This window comes from Mycobacterium sp. P2_H7 (assembly GCF_056403275.1).
The window spans coordinates 219935-237614 of sequence record NZ_JBFUFU010000012.1; the positions used below are offsets into that span (position 1 = coordinate 219935).

Consider the following 17680-nt stretch of genomic DNA (forward strand, 5'->3'; position numbering starts at 1 on the left):
TCAATATCTAACATTAGCGAGGGTGACCGATGGCCGTCAAGGCGAGTTCCACAGCCGCACGAGTGCTGACCGTGTTCGAGGCGGTCGCCGCCCACCAACCGGTCGGCGTCGCCGAACTCTCGCGAATCCTGGACATCGACAAGAGCGCCGTGCAGCGCGCGTTGGTCACGCTGTCGGAACAAGCCTGGATCCAGGCCGACGGCGATCACCTCACTCGGTGGGAAACCACGCCGCGCATCCTGAACATCGCGCATAGCTCACGTGCCAAGTCCGACCTGCGCCACACCATCCAGCTCGCGCTCGAACAACTCGTCCTGCAGACCGGTGAGACCGCGATCTTCAACGAGCCGGTCGGGGCGCAACTGGTGGTGTCACAGGTGGCGGAGTGCGCTCAGGAACTACGGATGGTGCCGCGCATCGGTACCGTCGTCCCCGCCCGCGACAGCGCCACCGGTCGAATTTTGTTGCCCTTCCTCAGCCAGGAACGCCGAAACGAACTGCTCGGCGAGCCGGCCGACGCGGAATTGCTGGCACTGCTCGACGCGTGCCGGGCCCGCGGTTACGCCGCCAGCAGCGAGGTCAACGCACCGTCCATGACCATCGCCGCACCGGTGTTCGAGGTCGACGGCCGCCCGATCGGGGTGATCGCGATCAGCGGACCGGCCGAGCGCATGCCACCGGACAGCGTCGCCCAGCTGGCCGAAAAGGTCTGTCAGGCAGCGAATCTGCTGTCGGGCAACGTGCCGTGAGGAGGTCGCCCGACGCTAGCGGCCGTGGCCGCCGGCGCCACCACCGGCGTGACCAGCCCCGGCGTTGTACCCGGGCGACGCCACCTCAGCTTCGGTCAGCTGAAACGGCGGGTCGAACAGGCTGGGATTGTTCAACGACGAGACGACGTCATTGACGGAGCCCTGCGGAATCCCCAGCGCGGTAGAGCTGTTGTCCTTGGGCGGCGTGCAGGTGCCGTCCAGCGCCACTTCACCGTCCGAACACGTCAGGCTGTCCGCGTGCGCCACCGCCGGCAAGCCCATCACGGCGAACCCAGCAGACAATGCGGCCGCTGCAATCGAGATCCGAGCGGCTCGGGACACTACTACGCGCATCGCACGCCCCACTTTCTGGTCGCCGGCGAAGTCCGCCAGCGGTCAGCTTAGCCCCGGCAAGCCGGCTAGGTGGCGATGCTGCGGCTACACCGCGGTCATAAATTTTCGAGGTGGCAGAGTGGAATAACGGGCTGTGTGGCGGCGACCGTCGCCCGCCGGCTCGGCACCATGGCGTAGCCGACACCACGTCGAACGAGAGGACCACCATGCTCGTGGCATTCAGCGTCAGCCCGTCGGGCGGTGACGAGGACGGCAGCGTCGGTGCGGCGGTCGCCGAAGCGGTCCGAGTGGTCCGAGCGTCCGGACTTCCCAACGAGACCAACGCCATGTTCACCAACCTCGAAGGCGAATGGGATGAGGTGATGGCGGTGGTCAAGCAGGCGGTCGAAGCCGTCGCGGCCGCCTCCCCCCGGGTGAGCCTGGTGCTCAAGGCCGACATCCGGCCCGGCCACGTCGGCCAACTCACCGCCAAGGTGCAACGCATCGAGGATGCGCTGCGGGAGTGAGCGGATGACGCAACCGGGATACGAGAAGCTCGCCGAGCGGTACGCCGCGATGTTCCCCGGGCCCTACCAGTCGTCGATCGAGCGGCACGCAGTCGCAGCGTTCCTCGAAGCCATCGACAGCGACGGTGTCGTCGTCGACGTGGGGTGCGGGCTGGGGCATGTCACCGATGACCTTGCCCGCCAGGGGGTCGACGTGCTGGGGTGCGATCCGAGCCCCGCGATGCTCGCCATCGCGCGTGCCACCTACCCACACCTGACGTTCATCGACGACGACGCGACCATGACCCGGGTCGAACGCCCCGTCGCGGCGATCATCGCGCGATTCAGCCTGATCCACATCTCGCCGGACCAGCTCGTCGATATTTTTCGCTCCTGGGCAAGGCCGCTGCGTCCGGGTGCGCCGGTGCTCATCGCGTCACAGTCATCCGATACTCCTGGTCCTGCAACACCTTTCGATCACGCGGTGGCCCCGGCCTGGCGTTGGCATCCCGATGAACTCGCCCGCGTACTGGCTGGCGCGGGATTCGATGAAGAATGGCGGATCGTCAATCGGCCCGACGGCGTCCACCGCTTCCCGGGAGTACACCTGTTGGCCCGTCGCCGGCCCACCGATGGGGGCTAGCACTACCCAGTGAGGTCAGGGCAGCGGCATTGTCCGCGTCGCCCGGTCCCGGACATGCTTGTCCCGAACCTACGACAGGAGTGATGGATGAGCACCGCAGTTCGCGACGACCTGATCCTTTCCCACGCGGTGGTCACCGCCGATGTGCCGGCCGCGTTCGACCGCGTCGATATCGCGCAGTGGCTGAAAACGCTTCCCACGCATGAGTATCAGCGTTGCGCACCCGGTGATCACAAGGCCGCGGGCTACACCGTGGACGACGACGGAACGCCGATGTCGATCAACGTCGAGATGATCGGCACGGGCCTGGTGATCCAGCAGTACCGTTTCGAGGTGGCAGGGACCCACTACTGCAAGATGGTGTCGTTGTCGGACATCCTCACCCCCGCGGGATGGACGACGACACAGGTCATCTGGGAACTCCGCCTGGAACAGATCGACGGGGATCGCTGCCGCTACACCAACACGGTGACCTCACACCCCACCGAGGACTTCTTGAAATTCATTGCCGAACAGGGTCAGACGTTCGAGGAGGCGGCTGAAGCGCGTCAAGGCGCCTCGGGAAAGCATTGCCGCGTCGAAACCCCGCTGTACGCCGAAAGCATCGCCCGTTGGGCGGCGGCGCGATGAATTCGGCCATTCTGTTCGACCACCCCGGCCCGCCCGATGTTCTGAAGTGGCGCGGCGTGGCGCCATTGAGCCCTCGGCCCCATGAAGTGGTGATCAGCGTCGCCGCGGCGGGGGTGAACAACGCCGACCTGTTGCAGCGCCGCGGGCATTACCCCGTACCGGCTTGGGCGCCACGCCCGCTCGGTCTGGAATGCGCCGGCACCATCACGGCCGTCGGTGCCGACGTCGCGACGTGGGCACCCGGGGATCAGGTGTGCGCCTTGTTGGATGGCGGGGGCTACGCCGACGAGGTGGCGGTGCCCGCCGGCCAGGTGATGCCGATCCCCCGAGGACTCACCATGGTCGAGGCCGCGGCCGTGCCGGAGGTCGCCGCCACCGTCTACTCCAACCTCGCCATGATTGCCGGACTGACGCGAGACCAGACGGTACTGATCCACGGTGCCGGTGGAGGCATCGGCACCTTCGCCATCCAGTGGGCCACCGCGATCGGGGCGCACGTCATCACGACGGCCGGCAGCGACGCCAAAACCCGCACCGGCCTGGATCTGGGCGCGCAGACCGCGATCAATTATCGCGATCAGGATTTCGTGGCAACCACGTTGGCGGCGACCCACGGCCGCGGCGTCGACGCCATCCTCGATGTCGTGGGGTCCGCCTATCTGGCCCGTAACCTCGAATGCCTGGCTGCCGACGGTCATCTGGTGATCATCGGAGGTTCGACCGATCCGGCGCCGCTCGACCTCGGACTGCTGATGTCCAAGCGCGCCAGCGTCACCGCCACCATGCTTCGGGCCCGCCCGATTCAGCAGAAGGCCGACATCATCGCCGGGGTGACCCGGAACGTCCTGCCTCTGTTCGAGACCGGCGCCGTCCGCGTGGTGGTCGACACGATTGTTCCGATGGCCGACGCTGCGCGGGCGCATCAACTTCTGGAGTCCGCGCAGACGGTCGGTAAGGTCATTCTCGACAACCGACATACCGACGTGAATGTCAGCTGAGGTCTTTGCGCATCGCCAGGCCGAGTGGACCGCGTCCCGCGCCGACGACGTCAAAACCCTTGCGCGCATACAGCTTCTGCGCGGGATTGCGGACGTGCACATTGGTGCACATCGCGGGCACGGTGTCGGCAATGTGCGCGAACAATGCCTCCAGTAACGCCCCGCCGACGCCACGGCCACGCATGCCGGGGGCCACGGCGATGCACAACTCCGGTAGCGGGTCTCCCCCGGCGTCGAGAAGTAGCGGCGGATCGTCGTGGAACGTCCAGACCGCACCCAGACGGCTGCCCTCGGCATCGACCGCGACGATCGGCACCTCCCCGTCCGCGGGCAGCAGGCTTTTCACCTCCTCGGAGTCCGGGTCCGGCAGCGGCCGGTCCTCGATGACACAGGCATGGCGCGCCATCTCGACGATGAACGCGGCGTCGCCTGAGGTCGCGGGACGCATCCGGATGCTCGGGTCGGGAGGCATCAGCTGATTCTCACGCGTGGTGGATGAATTCGCCGGCGAGATGGCGATCTAGCGAGGGACAGCACATCGCGGCCTGTCTTCAGCCATCCAGAGGAGCAGAACATGAGCTTGGACAATCTTCCCCGCCTCGGCGGCGTCGGTATCGGCGAACTGGTCCCGTCGCGCTACGCGGTGGACATCGGTGACATTGAAGTGCTGGTGATCAGCGACGGCGTCCTCCCGATTACCGCGTCGACGCTGGCCACGAATGTGGAATCGAACGAACTGGCGGGTTGGCTCGACGACAACTTCCTGCCGCCCGAGGTGGTCGATTGGCCGCTCAATGTGGTCGTGGTCCGCAGCGGCGACCGGACGATCCTCGTCGACGCCGGACTGGGTCTGGAATTCCCTGATTTCCCGCGGGCCGGGCAGACTGTCCAGCGACTGGAAGCCGCAGGGGTCGACCTCAGCTCCGTGACCGACGTGGTGCTGACCCACCTGCACATGGATCATGTCGGCGGACTGCTCACCGAAGGACTGAAGCAGCGGCTACGCCCGGACCTGCGGGTGCACGCGGCGACGGCCGAGGCCGAGTTCTGGGCCGCCCCCGACTTCACCCAGACCGTCATGCCGCAACCGATTCCGGACGTGCTCCGACGCGTCGCCACCCAGTTCCTGGACGAATACCACGGCCAGTTGCGCACCTTCGAGAATGAGTACGAGGTTGCCCCGGGTGTGCTGATCAGCCGCACCGGTGGGCACACCCCCGGGCACAGCGTGGTCCGCCTCGAATCTCGCGGGGAGAAGCTGACTTTCGCCGGCGATGCGGTGTTCGCGCCCGGTTTCGACAACCCGGAGTGGCAGAACGGCTTTGAGCACGATCCCGCGGAGGCGGCGCGCGTCCGGATCCAGTTGCTGCGGGAATTGGCCGCAACCGGGGAGTCGCTGGTGGCAACCCACCTGCCGTTCCCATCCGTGTGTCACGTGGCTGTCGCCGGCGACGCCTTCCGGTGCGTGCCGGCCGCCTGGGATTACTGAGCGGTCATCCGGCCCGCGGCGGCTGGCTTTTCGACCCGCCGCCGCGCGGGTATTCGGGACCTCTATGAGTGGAACCACCCAGCGCGAACTCGGCGAGCACGACAGTCCCATCGAGGACGCGCTGGAGCAGGCCTTCAACCGGATGGTCGACGAGGGCACCCAGCGCCTGCACCGCACCTGGCGTGAGGTCCTGGTGACGGGGTTCTTCGGGGGCACCGAGGTGGCGATGGGAGTGCTCGCCTACCTTTCGGTCCTGCACGCCACCCACGACCATCTGCTCGCGGGCCTGGCGTTCTCCATCGGCTTCCTCGCCTTACTGCTGGGGCGCAGCGAATTGTTCACCGAGGGCTTCCTGGTGCCGGTCACCACCGTCGCGGCCAAGCGCGCCAGCGTGCGTCAGCTGCTGAAACTCTGGAGCGGCACGTTGACCGCCAATCTGGCGGGCGGATGGGTGCTGATGTGGCTGATCATGACGGGCTTTCCCAAACTGCATGACCAAGCCATGGAGTCAGCCGCGCATTACGCGTTGGCACCACTGTCGGTGGAGACGGTGACGTTGTCGTTGCTCGGCGGGATGGCGATCACTTTGATGACGCGCATGCAGCACGGCACCGATTCGATGTTCGGCAAGATCGCCGCCGCCGTCGCCGGCGCGTTCCTGCTCGCCGGTCTGCAGATGTTCCACTCGATCCTGGATTCGCTCTTGATCTTCGGCGCCCTGAGCACCGGCGAGGCACCCTTCGGCTACCTCGATTGGCTGTCGTGGTTCGGGTACACCATCGTGGGAAATGTCGTGGGTGGCCTGCTTCTGGTGACGCTGCTGCGGCTGCTGCGCAGCAAGGACCGCCTGCAGCAGGAACGAGCCGATGCGGACGCCGAGGCCGACTAGGTCCGGCGCGCCTCGAAATGGTTGCCCGCGACCTCGACGGCGAACCCGCGGCCCAAGAGCAATCGACTGAAGAACTCGGCACTGATCGAACTCTCCAGCCGCCCACCGTATTCACGGGAGAACACCCGACACTGCGGTAACCGGACCGGTGGCGGTCCGCCTGGTGAAGATGCGAACGAGATCGTCGTGCCGTCGGCGCACACCGTGGCGTACTGATACTCCAGCAGTGGCTCCCAACTGTCGCCCCTACGCACGCTCACTGAACCCTCCGGTTCGACACCGAACTCCGATCCGCGGCTGACAAAGGGAATGAGGTTGAACCACAACAGGAAGATGCCGGGAATGAGCAGGAACATCAGGGCATAGGCGTGGGTGTTCTCCAGTTCGGCGTCATACACCCGGAAGATCAGTTGGCCGAACTCCAGATCGCGGCGGTCAGGAACGCCAGCCAGGACGTCCAGCGCAGCGACCGCTGCCACCAGGTGAGCCGGCGCTCGGCGGTGCGTTCCGGTCGCGTGCGCGGCTGGTAACCCACACCTGCGGCACGCGGCTCGCCCGTACTCGCGCGAAGATCGTAGCTTGGAAGATCCTGTGAGATCGATACTCAGCAAAGTAATCAGGGAATGAGCGGTAGAAACCCGGGTCGCCGGAACACCTCCGCGGAATCACAGGATCTGGAAACCTGGACGCGCCAACGCACAGACCCGCAGTCCAGAACATCGGAGGACGATGTTGTCCGAGCCCGACAACCGGTCGAACCGTCAGATCGTGCTTCGCCGACGCCCCAAGGGGCTGGTCTCGACCGATGACACCGAACTGGTACGCGCTCCGGCACCCGAACTCGCCGACGGCGAGGCGCTGCTGCGAACCACCTACATCGGCATCGACGCCGCCGTGCGGACATGGCTCGACGGCCAGAAGGGGTATCTTCCCCCGGTCGAACTCGGCGACGTGATCCGTGCCGCGGGAATCGGCGAGGTCGTCGAAACACGTTGCGATGCTTACGCTGTGGGTGATCTGGTGACGACGCTGACCGGATTTCAGGACTACGTGGTGATCCGGGACGACCTGTTCAGCACACCCGTCGTCGGCTTCACCGACCACCTCGCCGTCATGTCGGTCTATGGCCCCACCGGCGCGACCGCCTACTTCGGCATGACCGGGGTCGGCAAGCCTCGCCCGGGAGAGACGGTGGTGGTGTCGGCCGCCGCGGGGGCCACCGGATCGGTTGCGGGTCAGATCGCCAAGATCGCGGGCGCCAGGGTGGTGGGGATCGCCGGCGGCGCGGAGAAATGCCGAGCGGTGGTGCAGGACTTCGGGTTCGACGCCTGCATCGACTACAAAGCCGACGATGTCCCCGCCGCACTGAAGGAGCACTGCCCCAGGGGCGTAGACGTCTACTTCGACAACGTCGGCGGTGAGGTCCTCAACGCCGTTCTCGGCAGGCTCGCCCCCAAGGCGCGGGTGGTGCTGTGCGGAGTGATCTCCAGTTACCTCACCGGCGAGCACCCGGGTCCGTCCAATTACGTCAATCTGCTCGCGAAGACGGCCACCATGCAGGGCTTCAACGCACTCGATGAATGGGCCCATTTCGACGAGGCCTTCGATGCGCTGCGGAGCTGGGAGCAGCAGGGATTGCTGACCCATCGCCAGACCGTCTATGACGGTCTGGAAGCGAGCGTCGACGCGCTCAACGGATTGTTCACCGGCTCCAACGTCGGCAAGATGCTCGTCAAGGTCAGCGAACCCAGCGCGAACTGACCCTCGGTCACGGCCACCATTCAACCAATTGCCAGACTTCGCAAGGATAATCGTCAGAAAGGCCCGGCGGTTCGGTCGTGCCGTACTGACGGGAGATGTATGTGGCGGCCATAGCGCGTCGTGTGACGCCGGTGTGGGCAATCGTGGTGGCGGTGCTCGCGCTGGCCCTCGCGCCGGTCGCCGTCTCACACGCGGACAACCTCCCCGGGGTGCCCGGATTCTCGCTGACCGGCACGTCCGGTGCGCCCATCCAGAACGGCGGCACGTATGGAATCGGGATGGTTGTCGTCGCGCATTTCGCGGCACCCGTCGCCGATCGTGGGGCGGCGGAACAACAATTGGCGGTGACCACCGATCCCCCTACCCCCGGCGCCTGGCACTGGATCAACGACACGACAGCGCACTGGCGACCGCCGCAGTACTACGCGCCGGGCACCATCGTCACCGTCGGGCAGGACGCGCCGACGACGTTCACCATCGGTGCGTCGCACGTGGCGATCGCCGATGACAGCACCAAACAGGTCAGCGTGTTCGACGGTGGCACCTTGGTCCGCACCATGCCGACATCCATGGGCCGCGGCGGCACCGAGACCGTCGGCAACACGAACTTGAGTTTCTGGACACAACCCGGCGTCTATACCGTCATGGACAAGAGCAACCCTGTCATCATGGATTCGTCCACGTACGGCCTGCCGATCAACTCGCACCTGGGCTACAAGGAGTCCATCCCCTATGCGGTGCGGATCAGCACCGACGGCGTGTACCTGCACGAACTGGACGCCACGGTGTGGGCGCAAGGGAAGACAGACACCAGTCACGGCTGCCTGAACCTCAACCACGACAACGCCCAGTGGTACTACAACTTCTCCGTACCGGGTGATGTCGTCGAAGTTCGCAACTCCGGCGGTAAACCGTTGCAGCTGTGGCAGAACGGCGATTGGAGCGTGCCGTGGGAGCAGTGGGCGTGAGCCCTAACGCAGGTCTGCGAGGTTCTGCACGGACCGGCGCACATCGGCCTTCAGCACCGCGGCCACCAGCGCGCCGACCGGTCCGCTGAGCAGGCCGCCGGACAGGTCGGCCACCAGGTGGAAGGTCGAGCCGGGCTGATCGTCGGCCACCGTCATCGCCAGCGCGATCTGGACCCCGCCGCGTCCCCGGCCCCGAAGCTGGATCCGGTGCGGCTCTTCATAATCGGTGACCTCCCAGTGAATGGTGTTGCGAAACCCCTTGACCTTGATCAACGACGACACCTTCGTGCCGGCTTCCACGACCTCCGGCGGCCGGCTCTGCCAACCGGCGAAGATGGTCAGCCACTCATCGAAACGTTGTAGGTCGGAGGCCAACTTCCAGGCCTGGTCCGGGTTGAGGTCCGAGGCGACCGATACGTCGACTTTTGCCATGGTGTTTCTGCACTTTCGTTGGGAAAGCCGCGGTGCCCCGCGGTATTCGCCACGGGGCACCTACGGTTGGTCCGATCAGTTGATTCCGACGACCTCTTGAGCAATCGCGGCCAGACGGGTCTGGGCCGCCGAGACGACGCGCTGACGATTCTTGTGCGCCTCTTCCCACGCCACGATGGTGCGGATGTCACTGGGCTCGACCAAGTCCTTGACGGCCGAAACGGCTTCCTGCACAGCCAGTTCGTCGTAGTCGGCGATGGGCAGCTCCGACGGATCGAGCGCACCACTGGCCGTACGCAGGGCGTGCAGCGCATCGGCGGTCTGGTCTGCCCCGTCGCCGCGGGTGATGTCTTCGGCCGCGGCCAGGGCCGCATCGCGGGATCCGGTCAGCACCCGGCCGGCCAACTCGCCGGCATGCGCACCCTTGTCGAGCAGTTCGTCGACGTTGGGCCGGATGTTGCGCAGGATCTCCAGCGCGCGGTCAAGGCTGCGGGTGGTCCAGATGCCCGGCAGGTTGGCCAGTTTCACGGCCACCCCGGCGGCCGCCTGAATCGGGGTACGCCGCAGCGCGGCCGGGCCGCCGAGCGCGTCCTCGGCCAGCACCGTCGTCAGCCACTCGACGGTGGCCGCGTGCGCGGTGATCAACCGATCTGCCAGGGCCACGATCTCCGGCTTCTTCGCCGCTACGGCCAGAGCCTTGATGTAGCGCGACCGGTCCAGCAGCTGATCCTCCAGCGCCAGGTCACCGAGCAGCGCCTCGTCGAACGGCTCGGCCTGTTCGGTCAAAGCCTTGACTGCCGCGGCGGCGCGGCCCAGGAACGGGCCGATGACGTCGGGGAAGCCCCCGAGGTCGCGGATTGCCTGCTCGATGGCGGTGGCCCGCTCGCGGGCATTGGCTGCATTCTGCGTGAGCTCGCGCTTCACGGCCTCGGTACGCGCCTGTGCGACCCGGGTTTCGGCGATCTGAATCTCGGTGTTGGTCAGGTCCAGGACTGTTCGCAACTGTGCGAGCAGTGTGGTGGTCTCAGCTGTAGCCATGATTTTTCGCCCCTTTGCGTTGACGGAGGTGTCGGCGCAAGTGCACCTTGCATGTCGGTTACCCGGGATCGTCGCCGCGGTATGCGCACAACGAGGATCTACGGCCATGACTTGCGTCACACGTGGCCGAGCCCGCACACGATTAGCAAGCCCGAGTCATGGGTACCGACAGCAGCATGACCACACCAGAGGACAAGGCCACCTCCCTGCCGGACGCACCCGAAGACGAGGTGCTGACCGTGGCCACCCCGGGCGCGCAGGCGCTGCCCCTTCCCGACGACCAGGTGGACAAACCCTCTGAGCAGTGATCGGGCCGGTTTCTACTGGACATCACCCTTACGCACCTCCACCTGGAAGTGCTTGTCACCCCAGGCGTCGGCGACCACGAACTGCACCCGTTTGGGCCGTCCGAACACATTCGTCGATACGACCGTCCCGGTCGAACCCGCCGGCACCAGCGGCACATCCATGCCCTCGATCTGCCTGTGGGCAGTCACCTCATCACCTTTTCGGCACGCCACAACAATCCCCCCTCGGTTTCCCCGGACCGATACCTGTCCATAGTGACCGAAGGCTGATCGGGTTCGCAATCGATTTCTGCGGCGGATGGGCCGAGCTCACGGCGAGAAACGTTCCACCAGAAGTTCTTTGAGTTCGCGACGATGTGCCGCCACCAGCGGAAGCGCCGCGCGTACCGCGAGGTCGCCGACGACACCGACCGGGGAATCGGCCCGCGCCGACGGTCGGGTGCTGAGCCCGGCTGTAGCGTGGCTCACGTGAATGCTTCCCGTCTGCCCGCCACCGTCGCACTTCTGACCGGTGCCACGTCCCTCATCTTGACGCTCGCCGCCTGCGGCTCGGACGCCGACACGTCCTCGAAGCCCTCCTCGAGCTCGCCGTCGATCGCCCAGGTCGGGTCCTCGATTCCGGAGGCGCCCCCGGCCACCGTCGGCTGCCCCACCACCGCACCCGCGAACGCCGGCATCCCCGAGTGGACCTACTCGGGTACCACCGGCAATGTCGCGGTCAGCGGATCCACGGACACGACCGCGCCGTATGTGAAGGTCGGCGGGCCGTTCAGCGTGACCGAGACGCAGGTGCACACCCTCAAAGCCGGCGATGGCCCCGTCGTGTCCCCGACTGCCACCGTGCTGGTCTGCTACATGGGGGTCAACGGGCGCGACGGCTCCGTGTTCGACAGCAGCTATGAACGCGGCACTCCTGCCGATTTCCCGCTCGACGGCGTGGTGCCCGGATTCCAGAAAGCCATCGCCGGCCAGAAGGTCGGATCCACCGTGGCCGTCGCGATGGCGTCGGCCGACGGCTACCCCAACGGCCAGCCTGCCGCCGGCATCCAGGCCGGGGACAGCCTCGTCTTCGCGATCAAGATCCTCGACGCCACCGCCTGATCACAGATCGATGACCACGCCGTCCCGGGGCACGGACACGCACAACAGCACGTTCCCCGGGGCCGGCGGGTCCAGCGGCTCGATCTCGTAGTCGACGTCGCCGGACAGCAGCGCCGTTTCGCAGTTGTGGCACACCCCCGTCCGGCAGGACCAGCGGGCCGGCACATCGCATGCCTCGGCGAATTCGAGCAGGCTCCCGTATTCGCCGCCCCACGGCGCCGAGACCGCACTGCGCGCGAACTGCACCATGGGGCCCGTGCCGACGGGCCCGGTCGGCACGTGCGGCGCCACCGTTCCGGTCGGCAGTATCCCGGGCGTGAGAGCGGCGTGCGCCCCGAAGATCTCGGAACTGACATGTGCCCGGGCGACGCCGCAGTCGACCAGCGCCTCGGTGACATCCTGCATGAACGCCGCGGGCCCGCACAGAAATGCCCGCGCGTCGACCGGTAGATCGAGCCGACGCAGCGCCTTCGCGGATAGACGGCCACCCTCGTCGTAGTCGACGCCGATTCGGTCAGATGGTGCCGGGGCGCTGAAGTACACCCGGGATGTGCTGTGCGGCAACGCTTCCAACAGCTGCCGCGCCTCGGCCGCGAAGGCCTGCTCGGCGCCACTGCGGGCACCGTGCAACCACCACACGGAACGCTCTGCGTTCCCACCGGCGATCGCATGCAGCATGGACAGCATCGGGGTGACGCCCACCCCGGCGGAGATCAGGACCACCGGGCCGCTGCCACCCTCATCGAGGACGAAAGTGCCCCGGGGTGCCGCGATCTCGAGTTCGTCGCCGACGGTGACGTGTTGGTGCACCCACCGGCTCACCGCGCCATGCGCTTCGCGTTTGACGCCGATGCGATAGACCCCCGAGGCGGGATCGTTGGACAGTGAGTAGTTCCGGATCGATGTACCGGTGCCGTCGGGTACCCGCAGGGCAATCGACTGTCCCGCTTGCCATCTGGGTAGTGGTACGGCGTCGGCCAGTGTGAACGACGTGACGTTGCGGTCTTGGCGATCGACCTCGACCACGCGAAGCGTGCGCCATCCCGACCACGCAGGCGGCCCGACCGCCTCACCGGTCAACCCGCGATTCCCCGACGCGGTGCCGTCGTCGTCGAGCAGCGCCTGAAGCGAGGATTTCCACCCAGGGCTCAACGCGTCGACGCGCAGCGCCCGCCGCAGCGCATCCGGTGCGTGGCCGGGCAGATAGAGCAGGGCGTCGACCTCCGCCACCGTCACACGTTCAGGGCCATCGGCGACCTTGACGATGTCGTCGCCGGCCTGGACCTGTCCTTCACGCAACACCCGGCAATAGAAGCCCGGCCGTCGGTGCGACACCAGGAGGGCGGCCATCCGCGGCTCGTCGAGGCGCAGCCCCAGCCGGTAGCACGTGACCCGCGGCTGGGTGACTTCGAAGAGCACGTCGCCTATTTCATAGCGGTCGCCGATGCACACCTCGTCGTCGGACAACCCGTCGACGGTGAGGTTCTCACCGAAGTCGCCGGGCTGCAGGTCACGACCCAACTCGTTGCTCCAGTGCCGGTACGAGTCGAGTTGATAGACCAGAACGGCACGGTTCTCGCCGCCATGCCCGCCCAGATCGCCCTGGCCGTCGCCATCGATGTTGAGCCGGCGAACCATCCGCGGGCCATCGACCGGAGCCTTCCACGCACCGGTGAAGACGATGCGGCCCTTCCAGGGCACCTGCGCCGGCATCCCGACGTTCACCGATACGAGTTTCGCCATCGCCGATCAGCGTAATTCCACCGAGTGGCTCCCGGCGTCGATCGTGTACCTTGGCGGGCATCGCGAAAAGCGATCGCGCAGCCGATCGTCGACACGGTGCCGAGTCCTTCATTCTCGTCCGCCCAGCGCCCCTTGATCAAGGAGTGCGCAATGTCGTTGTCGATCACCATCATCGGGGCCGGGCTCGGAGGTCTGGTGCTGGCCCGCACCCTGCACCGCCATGGCATCCATGCCACCATTCACGACGCCGAGGCCTCCGCTGCGGCACGCACCCAGGGCGGCCTGCTCGACATCCATCCGTCCACCGGGCAGGCGGCCCTGCGCGACGCCGGTCTGTCCGAGGCATTTCGGACCCTGATCCGCCCCGGGCACGATGCCAAACGCATCACCGACCGCGACGGCGCCGTCCTGTTCGACTGGCCGGGCAGCAGCCTCGGAACGCGGCCCGAGGTGGATCGTGGCGAACTGCGCGCTCTGCTGATCGCCTCCCTTCCGACCGGAACGGTCCACTGGGGACACAAGGCCACCGCCGTGCTCACCACCCCGGGTCGACGCCCTGAAGTGCGCTTCGCCGACGGGTCATCGCACGCCGCGGACATCGTGGTGGGCGCGGACGGCGCCTGGTCGAGAGTACGCCGGAGCATCTCCGGCGCCGAGCCGGTCTATGCGGGCACCTGCTTCATCGAGATCGGTTCTGCCGGTGGGCAAGTGCTGTCCTCTCAGGTCGCCGAGATCATCGGGCGCGGCACGCTCATGGCGGTGGCGCCCGGGCAGGGCATCTTGGCCCACCACAACGCCGACGGCACGCTCAGCGGCTACGTCGCCATCAACGCGCCGCTGGAGTCGATCACGTCCGTCGCCACCGGCGACCCGGCGGCCATGCGGGCGTTCCTGACCCGGCGCTTCGAACAGTGGGCCCCTGCGCTGAGGACGATGGTCACCGACAACATCAGCGATCCCCTGCTACGCCCGATCTACACGTTGCCCACTGCGCATCGCTGGAACCGGGTGCCCGGCGTGACGTTGATCGGCGATGCCGCCCATCTGATGTCGCCCTTCGCCGGCGAGGGCGCCAACCTCGCCATGTTCGACGGGGCGGCACTGGCCCGACAGATCGCCGCGCACCCCGACGACATCGACGGTGCGTTGGCTGCCTGCGAAACGGCGCTCTTCCCGCGTAGTGCGGAGGTCGCCGAGCGCAGTGCGGCGAACCTGCAGAGGTTCTTCGGTCCCGATGCGCCCCGAAGTACCGTCGACCTGTTCACCACCCTGCTCACGTGACCGTTCGCGCAGTGCTCGACGAGCCTCCGGCCAATCCTGTAGCATATTGCTACAAACTGCTTCACTCTGCTACAGGAGCCTACTGTGACTGACGTCGCCGACAAGCCGACCCGCGTCGCAGCCGATCTGTTCGACAGCGCTGCTGCGGAAGGCCGCCGCCAGAGCCGCTCCGCCAAGCAGCAACTCGACCACTGGGCCCGGGTGGGGCGCGCGGTGTCGGCACAGCAGACCGCACCACGGCGCCGCGTCGAAGCCGCCCTGGCGGGCACCCTGCCCCTGGCCGACCTGTCACAGGAAGAAGGCGTGGTGTTCAACGCCGAGATCACCGCGACCATCGAGGAGAAGCTGGCGCAGGCCGACTACGGCGTCACCCTGGCCGCACGCGGGGTCACGACGGTCGCCGTCGACGATGCGGGGCAACTCGTCGAGTACCGGCCCGACGGCACCGCCCTGGTGCTCGGGCCGGCCACCTGACCTGAGCAGCGGTGAAACGTCTCGACCTTGTGGTCGGTCCCAATGGCGCGGGTAAATCCACCTTCATCGAACTGACGCTCGCTCCCCTGCTTCCGGGCAGTGCCTTCGTCAATGCCGATGAGATCGCCAAACGGCGATGGCCGGCGGATCCGGCGGCGCACTCCTACACCGCCGCCCGCATCGCCGCGGACACCAGGGCTTCGCTGATCGCTCGGGGCGACTCGTTCATCGCCGAGACCGTGTTTTCCCACCCATCCAAGCTCGACCTGCTCGGCACGGCTGCTGCCGCCGGATACGTTGTCGCACTGCATATTCTGATCATTCCCGAGGAGCTGTCCGTGCACCGGGTGCGACTGCGTGTCGCCGCAGGCGGGCACAGCGTCCCCGAGGAGAAGATCCGTGAACGTCACCGGCGCCTGTGGGCCCTGGTGGCGCGCGCGGCGCGCATCGCCGAGAGCACCACCGTCTACGACAACTCCGCCGTGCGAGGGCCGCGGGTGGTGGCCCAGCTCAGTTCCGGAGTGCTGATCGGGCAACCGAACTGGCCGGCCTGGGCAGACGGGGAACTGACGCGGCTCTGGCCGCAGTGAGGCTAGGCGCGGTCATCGGTGCTCCTCTTTGAGCGAGTATTGGACTACATACGTGGTCGAAAATAGGGCCGCGGGTAAGGTGCTGTCAATGAAACGCGCGGAGGTGGTGCGCGACTACGGCGGGATTTCGGCAGCGGATCGCCGCGCCGACCGTCGCCGCAAGCTGTTGGCGGCAGGCCGGCAGATCTGGGGCGAATCCGGCCTCGCAGACGTCACCGTGCGCGGTGTCTGCTCGTCAGCCGGCCTGATCACGCGGTATTTCTACGAACAGTTCGACGGCCGCGACGCCCTGCTGTTCGCCGTCATCGACGAGGTGCGCGCCCAACTCCTCCAGGCGATGCTGGTCGCGGGCATCGGCGAGAGCGGCGACCTGCGCGACAAACTCCGCGCGGCGCTCACCGCGTTCCTGAACATCGTCGCCGACGACCCGCACCTGCACCGCATCGTCGCCAGCGACGTCACCGGTGTGCCCGGGTTGCTCGAACACCGGATGCAGTTACTAGACATGATCGTCGCGGCGATCATCGAGCAGGCCCCGTCGGTCCTGGGGGAACAGTTGCCCGATCCGGCCGTCCTGCGCCGCGGGGCGGTGTTCATGGTCGGCGGCGTCAACCAGATCATCGCCGAATGGCTGCGTGCCCCGTCCGACGCCGGCACCGAGACGGTCGACGAGCTCGCCACCGCCTGTGCCGACCTGTGCGTCGCCGTCGTCCGGCGCACCGTCAACAGCGACTGAATCCCGTACCGCCGGTTGTACTGTGCTGGCCTATGCGCACACACCGCAATCCCGACGGCGACTTCGGGCCGTGGCAGCGGGCGATCTTCGAGCTGAAACGGTTCGTCAGCCTGCGGATCGCCCCGAAGGGCACCCCGGTGACGCCGCCGGACGCGCCGTATCTGATCGTCCCGATCCTCGGCCAGTCCAACGCCCACGGCATGGGATTGCCGCTGGATGCCGCAGAAACGCCCCATCCGCTGGTGCACCAGTGGGCGAACTGCGGCCCGTCGAAGCACACCGCGATTCTCGGCGTGGACCCGCTGTTGCACGAAACCCCTTCGCGGCGAGTCGGTTTCGGTGTCACGTTCGGAAAGGCGCTCGCCGAGGCGACCGGTCGGGCGGTGCTGCTGGTGCCGTGTGCACGCGGGGACACCTCCTTTCACCCGAAAAACGGCTACACATGGGATATCGCCGACACCACGACCCGGCGCAATCTGTACCGGGGCGCGGTCACGTCGATCGACGCGGCGCTGGCCCGGTATCCGGGAAGCACAGTGGCCGTGGTGCTGTGGCATCAGGGTGAATCCGACGTCCCACTCATGCCGGCTCAGGGATATCAGGGCAAGCTCGACGCCCTGTTCGACGATCTGCGGGCCCGCTACGGCGCGGACACCCCGATCATCGTGGGCGGCATGGTGCCCGAGGAGATGGAGCTCAGCGGCAAGGACTACACCGGGATCGATGCCGTCCACCAGCAAACCCCCCGGCGAATCCCGTTGACCGCCTTCGTTCCCGGTGTACGCGACATGTGCAACGACCGCGTCGACCGGCACTACAGTGCCGCCGGAAGCCGCACCATGGGCAGCAACATATGGGAGGCGTATCGGCAGCTCGCCGGACGCGCACTGGACGGCTACCGGCGCTGACACATTCCGCGCCAGCCGATTTGGCGGAGCCCGATTTCTAAAGAGACGTTGTGGCTTCTGTGATAGGACTCTGGCGGTCCGGGGCATTTGGCGTCATCGTGTG

General features: G+C 66.9%; 23 protein-coding genes and 1 pseudogene. 16 read left to right on the top strand and 8 right to left on the bottom strand.

The genetic code is table 11. The annotated features are described in order from the left end of the window. The first annotated feature begins 29 nt into the window (after positions 1-29). Positions 30-749, top strand: coding sequence for an IclR family transcriptional regulator (locus tag AC1DY7_RS20195; RefSeq protein WP_477495478.1), 720 nt, complete (start codon positions 30-32; stop codon positions 747-749). A 15-nt stretch (positions 750-764) separates the two neighbouring features. Here the strand turns inward: AC1DY7_RS20195 and AC1DY7_RS20200 are convergent, their stop codons facing one another. After that, positions 765-1031, bottom strand: coding sequence for a hypothetical protein (locus AC1DY7_RS20200; protein WP_477495479.1), 267 nt, complete (start codon positions 1029-1031; stop codon positions 765-767). 278 nt (positions 1032-1309) lie between these two features. Between AC1DY7_RS20200 and AC1DY7_RS20205 the strand changes: the two genes are divergently transcribed. The 4 genes from AC1DY7_RS20205 (at position 1310) to AC1DY7_RS20220 (ending at position 3859) form a co-directional block, all read left to right on the top strand. After that, positions 1310-1609: a thiamine-binding protein gene (locus AC1DY7_RS20205; RefSeq protein ID WP_477495559.1), complete on the top strand. Its 300-nt coding sequence runs from the start codon at positions 1310-1312 to the stop codon at positions 1607-1609. 4 nt (positions 1610-1613) lie between these two features. Then, entirely contained in the window at positions 1614-2231 is a 618-nt protein-coding gene (locus AC1DY7_RS20210; RefSeq protein WP_477495480.1) for a class I SAM-dependent methyltransferase, read from the top strand. A gap of 87 nt (positions 2232-2318) precedes the next feature. Further along, positions 2319-2861, top strand: a complete 543-nt coding sequence (locus AC1DY7_RS20215) for a hypothetical protein (protein WP_477495481.1) — start codon at positions 2319-2321, stop codon at positions 2859-2861. Beyond that, positions 2858-3859 carry an NAD(P)H-quinone oxidoreductase gene (locus AC1DY7_RS20220; protein WP_477495482.1) on the top strand — a complete coding sequence of 334 codons (1002 nt, stop codon included), beginning with the start codon at positions 2858-2860 and terminating at the stop codon, positions 3857-3859. The genes AC1DY7_RS20215 and AC1DY7_RS20220 overlap by 4 nt, the downstream gene beginning before the upstream one ends. Here the strand turns inward: AC1DY7_RS20220 and AC1DY7_RS20225 are convergent. Continuing rightward, positions 3852-4331, bottom strand: a complete 480-nt coding sequence (locus AC1DY7_RS20225; protein WP_477495483.1) for an N-acetyltransferase family protein — start codon at positions 4329-4331, stop codon at positions 3852-3854. The two genes, AC1DY7_RS20220 and AC1DY7_RS20225, sit on opposite strands and share 8 nt — an antisense overlap. Positions 4332-4433: 102 nt before the next feature. Between AC1DY7_RS20225 and AC1DY7_RS20230 the strand changes: the two genes are divergently transcribed. Next, positions 4434-5348, top strand: a complete 915-nt coding sequence (locus AC1DY7_RS20230) for an MBL fold metallo-hydrolase (RefSeq protein ID WP_477495484.1) — start codon at positions 4434-4436, stop codon at positions 5346-5348. Between the two features lie 64 nt (positions 5349-5412). Next, positions 5413-6237, top strand: a complete 825-nt coding sequence (locus tag AC1DY7_RS20235) for a formate/nitrite transporter family protein (protein ID WP_477495485.1) — start codon at positions 5413-5415, stop codon at positions 6235-6237. Here AC1DY7_RS20235 and AC1DY7_RS20240 read toward each other — a convergent pair. After that, positions 6234-6716: a hypothetical protein gene (locus AC1DY7_RS20240; protein ID WP_477495486.1), complete on the bottom strand. Its 483-nt coding sequence runs from the start codon at positions 6714-6716 to the stop codon at positions 6234-6236. The two genes, AC1DY7_RS20235 and AC1DY7_RS20240, sit on opposite strands and share 4 nt — an antisense overlap. 250 nt (positions 6717-6966) lie before the next feature. Between AC1DY7_RS20240 and AC1DY7_RS20245 the strand changes: the two genes are divergently transcribed. Further along, complete coding sequence (locus tag AC1DY7_RS20245; protein WP_477495487.1) at positions 6967-7998, top strand: NADP-dependent oxidoreductase; 1032 nt, start codon at positions 6967-6969, stop codon at positions 7996-7998. A 224-nt stretch (positions 7999-8222) separates the two neighbouring features. Then, positions 8223-8966: pseudogene (locus AC1DY7_RS20250) on the top strand (L,D-transpeptidase); the annotation flags it as partial. Between the two features lie 3 nt (positions 8967-8969). On the opposite strand, the gene AC1DY7_RS20255 reads toward AC1DY7_RS20250, so the two are convergent. Together AC1DY7_RS20255 and AC1DY7_RS20260 are read right to left on the bottom strand one after the other, a co-directional pair. Continuing rightward, entirely contained in the window at positions 8970-9398 is a 429-nt protein-coding gene (locus tag AC1DY7_RS20255) for a type II toxin-antitoxin system Rv0910 family toxin (RefSeq protein ID WP_477495488.1), read from the bottom strand. A gap of 75 nt (positions 9399-9473) precedes the next feature. Next, positions 9474-10436 carry a ferritin-like domain-containing protein gene (locus tag AC1DY7_RS20260; RefSeq protein ID WP_477495489.1) on the bottom strand — a complete coding sequence of 321 codons (963 nt, stop codon included), beginning with the start codon at positions 10434-10436 and terminating at the stop codon, positions 9474-9476. Between the two features lie 176 nt (positions 10437-10612). Here AC1DY7_RS20260 and AC1DY7_RS20265 point away from each other — a divergent pair, with 176 nt between their 5' ends. Next, a complete protein-coding gene (locus AC1DY7_RS20265) occupies positions 10613-10744 on the top strand; it encodes a hypothetical protein (protein WP_477495490.1) in 132 nt (43 codons plus the stop codon). 12 nt (positions 10745-10756) lie between these two features. Here the strand turns inward: AC1DY7_RS20265 and AC1DY7_RS20270 are convergent, their stop codons facing one another. Then, positions 10757-10933, bottom strand: a complete 177-nt coding sequence (locus tag AC1DY7_RS20270) for a hypothetical protein (RefSeq protein WP_477495491.1) — start codon at positions 10931-10933, stop codon at positions 10757-10759. Positions 10934-11053: 120 nt separating this feature from the next. Then, positions 11054-11212 carry a hypothetical protein gene (locus AC1DY7_RS20275; protein WP_477495492.1) on the bottom strand — a complete coding sequence of 53 codons (159 nt, stop codon included), beginning with the start codon at positions 11210-11212 and terminating at the stop codon, positions 11054-11056. Here AC1DY7_RS20275 and AC1DY7_RS20280 point away from each other — a divergent pair, their 5' ends adjacent. Next, on the top strand, positions 11213-11845 hold the full coding sequence (locus AC1DY7_RS20280) for an FKBP-type peptidyl-prolyl cis-trans isomerase (RefSeq protein WP_477495493.1): 633 nt from the start codon (positions 11213-11215) through the stop codon (positions 11843-11845). Here the strand turns inward: AC1DY7_RS20280 and AC1DY7_RS20285 are convergent, their stop codons facing one another. Further along, complete coding sequence (locus AC1DY7_RS20285) at positions 11846-13588, bottom strand: MOSC domain-containing protein (RefSeq protein WP_477495494.1); 1743 nt, start codon at positions 13586-13588, stop codon at positions 11846-11848. A 150-nt stretch (positions 13589-13738) separates the two neighbouring features. Here AC1DY7_RS20285 and AC1DY7_RS20290 point away from each other — a divergent pair, with 150 nt between their 5' ends. The 5 genes from AC1DY7_RS20290 (at position 13739) to AC1DY7_RS20310 (ending at position 17577) form a co-directional block, all read left to right on the top strand. Continuing rightward, entirely contained in the window at positions 13739-14869 is a 1131-nt protein-coding gene (locus AC1DY7_RS20290; protein WP_477495495.1) for an FAD-dependent oxidoreductase, read from the top strand. An 84-nt stretch (positions 14870-14953) separates the two neighbouring features. Then, complete coding sequence (locus AC1DY7_RS20295; protein WP_477495496.1) at positions 14954-15343, top strand: TA system antitoxin ParD family protein; 390 nt, start codon at positions 14954-14956, stop codon at positions 15341-15343. A gap of 11 nt (positions 15344-15354) precedes the next feature. Continuing rightward, entirely contained in the window at positions 15355-15933 is a 579-nt protein-coding gene (locus AC1DY7_RS20300) for an ATPase (protein WP_477495497.1), read from the top strand. Positions 15934-16021: 88 nt separating this feature from the next. Continuing rightward, positions 16022-16669: a TetR/AcrR family transcriptional regulator gene (locus AC1DY7_RS20305; protein WP_477495498.1), complete on the top strand. Its 648-nt coding sequence runs from the start codon at positions 16022-16024 to the stop codon at positions 16667-16669. Between the two features lie 32 nt (positions 16670-16701). Next, entirely contained in the window at positions 16702-17577 is an 876-nt protein-coding gene (locus tag AC1DY7_RS20310) for a sialate O-acetylesterase (protein WP_477495499.1), read from the top strand. Positions 17578-17680 lie beyond the last annotated feature (103 nt).